This window comes from Streptomyces sp. NPDC001292 (genome assembly GCF_042896465.1).
Classification (GTDB): Bacteria; Actinomycetota; Actinomycetes; order Streptomycetales; family Streptomycetaceae; genus Streptomyces.
Genome location: NZ_JBIAXG010000108.1, coordinates 1 through 5,322, shown reverse-complemented (window position 1 = coordinate 5,322; position 5,322 = coordinate 1). Strand labels below are relative to the sequence as shown.

The 5,322-nt window shown below is 67.7% G+C and carries 5 protein-coding genes and 3 pseudogenes; 4 read left to right on the top strand and 4 right to left on the bottom strand.

Features of this window, described 5'->3' with window-relative positions; translation table 11 throughout:
* Nucleotides 1–171 precede the first annotated feature (171 nt).
* A pseudogene (locus ACFY4A_RS42240) lies at nucleotides 172–258 on the bottom strand (IS5/IS1182 family transposase); the annotation flags it as partial.
* A 273-nt stretch (nucleotides 259–531) separates the two neighbouring features.
* Between ACFY4A_RS42240 and nthB the strand changes: the two are divergent.
* The 4 genes and pseudogenes from nthB to ACFY4A_RS42220 all read left to right on the top strand — a co-directional run bounded on the left by nthB (nucleotide 532) and on the right by ACFY4A_RS42220 (nucleotide 3,378).
* A pseudogene (gene nthB, locus ACFY4A_RS42235) lies at nucleotides 532–1,217 on the top strand (nitrile hydratase subunit beta).
* Entirely contained in the window at nucleotides 1,214–1,813 is a 600-nt protein-coding gene (nthA, locus tag ACFY4A_RS42230; protein WP_390834624.1) for a nitrile hydratase subunit alpha, read from the top strand. The pseudogene nthB and the gene nthA overlap by 4 nt, the downstream one beginning before the upstream one ends.
* Nucleotides 1,810–2,160, top strand: a complete 351-nt coding sequence (locus tag ACFY4A_RS42225; RefSeq protein ID WP_390834623.1) for a nitrile hydratase accessory protein — start codon at nucleotides 1,810–1,812, stop codon at nucleotides 2,158–2,160. The genes nthA and ACFY4A_RS42225 overlap by 4 nt, the downstream gene beginning before the upstream one ends.
* A 498-nt stretch (nucleotides 2,161–2,658) precedes the next feature.
* Nucleotides 2,659–3,378 carry a hypothetical protein gene (locus tag ACFY4A_RS42220; protein ID WP_390834622.1) on the top strand — a complete coding sequence of 240 codons (720 nt, stop codon included), beginning with the start codon at nucleotides 2,659–2,661 and terminating at the stop codon, nucleotides 3,376–3,378.
* Between the two features lie 406 nt (nucleotides 3,379–3,784).
* Here ACFY4A_RS42220 and ACFY4A_RS42215 read toward each other — a convergent pair whose 3' ends face one another.
* From ACFY4A_RS42215 to ACFY4A_RS42205, 3 genes and pseudogenes are all read right to left on the bottom strand, one after another.
* Nucleotides 3,785–4,036, bottom strand: coding sequence for a hypothetical protein (locus tag ACFY4A_RS42215; protein WP_390834625.1), 252 nt, complete (start codon nucleotides 4,034–4,036; stop codon nucleotides 3,785–3,787).
* 139 nt (nucleotides 4,037–4,175) lie between these two features.
* Nucleotides 4,176–4,430, bottom strand: a pseudogene (locus tag ACFY4A_RS42210) (MBL fold metallo-hydrolase); the annotation flags it as partial.
* Between the two features lie 291 nt (nucleotides 4,431–4,721).
* The gene (locus ACFY4A_RS42205) at nucleotides 4,722–5,177 is read right to left on the bottom strand and encodes a carbonic anhydrase (RefSeq protein WP_390834621.1); all 456 of its coding nucleotides are present in this window, start codon (nucleotides 5,175–5,177) and stop codon (nucleotides 4,722–4,724) included.
* Nucleotides 5,178–5,322 lie beyond the last annotated feature (145 nt).

The following is a 5,322-nucleotide window of genomic DNA, read 5'->3' as shown; positions in this document are numbered from 1 at the left end:
CGACACGACGCCGTCATTCCTGCCACCCGACCATCGGCAGCATGCCTGACCTGCAGAAATCAAGCGATCACGTCCGGATTGATAACGGCCTCTCAGCTTCAACCGGACTGCTGCGACAGCCCGGTGGCGGGGTCCTTTCACCCCCGCCCGGTCTTCAAGCGCCTCGTGGCGCACCGTGCCGTCCACGATGAGCACCGTGTCCTTGCGGTATCGCTGGCGTTGTTGCAGGGCCAGCAGTGGCCCAAGGCGGTCGACGATGGACCGCACTGGAAGAGCGCGGTACCGGCTGCGTGCTCGCCACCGCCGGCTCCCACGAAGTCACCACCGACGTCGGGAAGTCCCGCGCGGACTCCCCGGCGGCGACAGTGCCGAAGTGATCCCGGAGCTGCCGGCAGGGGCCGGTGCCAAGGGGCACCGCCTCCACGACTGGGCCGTCATCGATCCGGCCGAACCCCGGACCGGCAGCCAGCAGATGCTGATGGGACACCGCTTGCTTAAAATTCGAGTAGGTATGACAACTATTGCACTCATATGAGAGTTTATGTCGTGAACGGTATTGCCGATATGGGGGGCACCCCGGGCTGGGGTCCCATGCATCCGCCGAGAAAGGACGAACCGGTCTTCGAGGAGCCCTGGCAGGGCCGGGCATTCGCGCTGGCGATCCTCTCCAGCCGCGTTGCGTGCGGCGGCGTCAACCCGGACGCCTTCCGGCACGCACTGGAGCGCCTGGACCGCGCCGCCTACCTGGGCGACGGCTATTTCGGCCGCTGGCTCAACGGCGCGGCGCTGATGCTCACAGAAAGCGCCATCCTGGCGCCGTCCGCGATCGACGCCCGTGCCCGCAACCTGCGTGGCGAAGACGTTGAGGAACCACCGATTCCGGAGCCTGCCCGGCCCGACTACGTGCGGACCGCCGAGGGCTCGCTGCGCACCGTGGACACCGCGCCGGCCTTCACCGTCGGCGAGCATGTCCGTGCCAAGGCCAGGTCGGTGCCCGGGCACACCCGGCTGCCGGGCTATGTGCGCGGACATGCCGGAGTTGTCGCGCGTATCCAGCCCGCCGCCGTGCTGCCGGACACCAAGCCCACTTCCAGGGCGAGAACCCGCAGCACGTCTACTCGGTGCGGTTCGACTCCCGGGAATTGTGGGGCGTCGACGCGGAACCCTTCGTACTCACCGCAGAGCTGTACGAGAGCTACCTGGAGACAATCTCGTGACCACCACCGGCGGGCCGGACGAGGCCCTTCCCGTGGCCCTGCGCACCGAGGCGCTGGAGCAACTGCTCACCGAGCGGGGCCTGATCGACCCGAAGGTGATGGACCGGATCATCACCGACTACGAGACCAACGTGGGCCCGCTCAACGGCGCCAAGGTCGTCGCCAAGGCATGGACCGACCCGGACTACCGGCAGCGGCTCCTCGACGACGGCACCGCCGCCATCAAGGAGTTGGGCTTTTCGGGGCCACAGGGCGAGCACATCGTGGTCGTCGAGAACACCGCGGCCACCCACCACGTGGTGGTGTGTACGCTGTGCTCCTGCTACCCGTGGCCGGTGCTCGGCCTGCCGCCGAGCTGGTACAAAGACCCCGCCTACCGCTCGCGGATAGTCAAGGAGCCCCGCATGGTGCTGTCCGAAATGGGACTCGACCTCGCCGACGATGTGCAGATCACCGTCCACGACTCCACCAGCGAGGTCCGCTGGCTGGTGCTGCCCGAGTGTCCGGCCGGCACTGAGCACCTGACCGAGGAAGAGCTCGTGCCGCTGGTGACCCGGGACGCGATGGTCGGCGTGGCCAAGGTGGTGGCACCATGACCGCGCCGCTGGACATCGAGGGCCCGGCCGCACCGCCTCGCTCCAACGGCGAGTTGGTGTTCGCCGAGCCATGGGAGAGTCGCGCCTTCGGCATGGCCGTCAGCCTGTACGAGGCAGGCACGTTCACCTGGCCGGAATTCCAGGCCGCACTGATCGCCCGGATCGCCGCCTGGGAAGCCGGAGCGGCCCAGGGCGAACCCTACAACTACTACCGGCTCTGGCTGGCGGCTCTGGAAGACGTACTCGCCGGCCTGTCCGCCGTGTCCACGGACGAGGTCACCACACGCACCCAAGCCCTGGCACAGCGCCGCCCCCGAGGCCACGACCACCGTGACCACCCACACTGACCCGCAGCGTCCTCCCGGCGGACCGTGTCGGCGCCCTCCTTACGAGTTTCCCGGGCGAGTGAACGCAGGTACTCCCCAGCCCCGGGCCGCCACCCCACTGCCCGGGGCTCAGTACCGCCGGGGCACAAATACTCTGAGGCCATCAAGCCGATCACATACCAGTCAGTCGGCTGCATCCAGCGCGGTGAAAGCCGGTGCCAACTCGACCGGACGGCCTACCGACGCCGCAACCTCATCGAGCGCTGCTACAGCGACGGCCTCACTGCCGTAACGGACCTGTAGTCTATGAATCAATCGCCGCAGTCAGAGCCGGTTCACGAGTTCCCTCAGTCGGTAAAGTCGAGTACAGACGCCGGTACCGATGCCGAGTGGTCAACCAGGGCCTCTCATACCTTGGCCAACCTCGCGGGCGTTCACCGAAGCTCGCCGACGAGCCGGGCCGTCCCATCGATGCGCCCGTGGACACCGCCGCCCGGCACGACCGAGCAGGAGACCGATATGAACACGTTGCTCGCAGAGGTCCTCGATGCCCATGGTGGCCTCGACCGCTGGAATGCACTCACCGTGGTCCGCGCCACCGTCGTCAGCGGTGGCGACATGTTCGTCATCAAGGGCATGCCACAGGACCCCACGCCCCGCGAGATGACCGTCTGGCTGCATGAGCAGCGCGCCTCCGTGCTGCCGTTCGGCGTGCCCGACCAGAAGACCGACTTCACGGCCGACCGGATCAGCATCGAAAAATTCGACGGACGCGTCGTGGCCGAACGCAACGAACCGCGGAAGTCGTTCATGGGCCACGACCTCAACACCCCCTGGGACCCGCTGGACCGTGCCTACTTCAACGGGTACGCCCTGTGGACGTATCTCACCACGCCCTTCCTGCTGTCGATGCCCGGCTTCACCGTCACCGAAATCGAACCATGGCGGGAAGGAGACGAACTCTGGCGCGGACTGCGCGCCACCTTCCCGCCCGATATCGCCAGCCACAGCACTCGACAGGACTTCTACTTCGGCCCCGACCATCTGCTGCGTCGGCATGACTATCACGTCGACATCGCAGGCGGGTTCGCCGCGGCACAGTACGTCTACGACACCGTGGAGGCGGACGGGATCCGCCTACCTACCAAACGCCGGGCCTACCGGAGCAATGCGGACAACCGCCCGATCCTGGACCAGACAATGGTCTCCATCGACATCAGCGACGCTCGGTTCACTTGACATCGGGCCTGTATGTCGAGGACCGACTCAACGCCGAGTGACCACCAAGGACTTACACAAGGTCACTGACACGGCAGTTGTAGTTCCGGCGTCTGTGCTGGTCGGCGGCTTGCGGGGTCGGGTGCGGGCACAGGTGCGGCCACCGTGATCATGAACGCTTGTGACGACGTTTCAGGACCAGGTGGCCGTGGAGGCCACGATAGCCCGGCGGCCTGAGGCCGGTTGTTCGGGCGGCGATGGATGCGATCGCGGGTTGCTTCGCGCGGCGTGAGACACGTGCGACGGCCGCGGAGATGATCAACGGGCTGCTGACGGAGGTGGACACGCGAAACTGCTGGACGCTGGCTCAGGCGCCCGTTCGCGTACCGCCAACGCTGCACTTCCTGCTGCACCGGTTGAGCCGGGATCAGGCATCACCCGCCTGTGGGGCGCTGAGTGTGCAGGTGGTTCCGACGCTGGTCTGCACCCATGCGTCCGGGAAGGCTGCGGCGAGGGTGTGCTGGGCGCGCCAGCCGGTGCAGTGACCGGGGACGATCAGCTCGGGTGCGAGTTCGGTGAGCGCGGCCACCTTCGGTCCGATGACCGGCTCGAAGGCGGGGCCGATCAGGTGGAAGCCGCCGATGAGGGCCAGCAGTTTGCTGACGCCGGTCAGCCTCATGGCGTGCCGGATGATGTTGACGACTCCGGCGTGGCCGCACCCGGTGATGATGACAAGTCCCCGGGCGTAGTTCCAGGCGGCGGGTCCAGACCGCGGGGTGGACGGTCAGCTGCAGGCCGGAGCGCCCGCGCAGCCGGGCCAGGCCGTCGAAGCCGCCCGCGTGGTCGAAGTGTCCGTGGCTGAGCACGACGCCCTGCAGGCCGCCGACATCGATGCCAAGACGCTCGGCGTTCACCGCCAGTCCGTCCGGCGACGCGCCGGTATCGAACAGCAGCGTGCTGCTAGCGTTCCCGCTTTGGACGGTGACCAGTGCGGAGAAGCCGTGCTCGGCACGCAGCCCCGCGAGGGCCTCGCCGCCGGCGAACTGCCGCGCGGCGGTCCGCCCGGCGCCCATCGACGCCCGTGTGACGCCTTCGGCAGAGGCCAGCAGGGCGTCGAAGGTGTTGTCGACCATCGTCGTGACCCTGACCTCGTCGACCTCGGGCAGCGTCACCGGGTCAACGGCCGGTCCCTCTGCGACGCGAGGCGCTGACCACGCCGCCTCGGCCGCCGAGTGCCCATGATCGTCGCACATGCTAGAAAGCGCCTCCCCGCCGATAGGACCGGCCAGGGAAGCAGATCCCGGTACAAGCCGCAGGCCCACGGCGGTCGCGCCGGCCGGACCGGCCGCAGGCGCCGCGCGGTGTCATGCTTCCACTCGCGCGGGCGGGACGACGACGTCGATGAGCCCGGTGGCCACGTCGTACACGAGCCCTGAGACGAAGAGTCCGGCTGGAAGTTTCTGCTTGAGGATTTCGACGTCGACGCGGACGGCGGCGACCGGGTCGGTGACGGCCTTGGCGTCCAGGTCTCCGGCCGGAACTTCGAAGTAATCGGCCAGCAGATCGGGGAACGCGGCCAGGTCCGTGATCCCGCAGTCGGTGTGGTGCAGGACCGCATAGTGGACGTCGCCCGTGCGAGGACCGCCCATGCGGGCCTGGACGACCTTCGAGAGCATCTCCAGCGTCCGGAGTGTGGCGGGCGTGACCCGCCCTCCGACGTTGCGGATCACCGCTGCCTCGCCGAGCTTGAGCCCGAGCACGTCGGACGGGTCGACACGAGGGTCGACGCATCCGATGACCGTCAGACTGCCACTGGGCATGAGCTTGAGGTTGGCGAATGCTCCGCCGTCGGCGAACCCGGCGTTCCGCTTGGCTAGGAGCGTGTCTCAGTAACCGGCAACCCGCCTGCGGTTCGTGATCATTCATGCAGGATGATGTTGGTATGGGTGGTGGCGATGGGTTGTT

Coding starts and splice junctions, on each gene's coding strand:
- ACFY4A_RS42225 (WP_390834623.1), top strand. CDS start 1,810: ATGACCGCGCCGCTGGACATCGAGGGCCCGGCCGCACCGCCTCGCTCC.
- ACFY4A_RS42220 (WP_390834622.1), top strand. CDS start 2,659: ATGAACACGTTGCTCGCAGAGGTCCTCGATGCCCATGGTGGCCTCGAC.
- ACFY4A_RS42215 (WP_390834625.1), bottom strand. CDS start 4,036: ATGAGGCTGACCGGCGTCAGCAAACTGCTGGCCCTCATCGGCGGCTTC.
- ACFY4A_RS42205 (WP_390834621.1), bottom strand. CDS start 5,177: ATGCCCAGTGGCAGTCTGACGGTCATCGGATGCGTCGACCCTCGTGTC.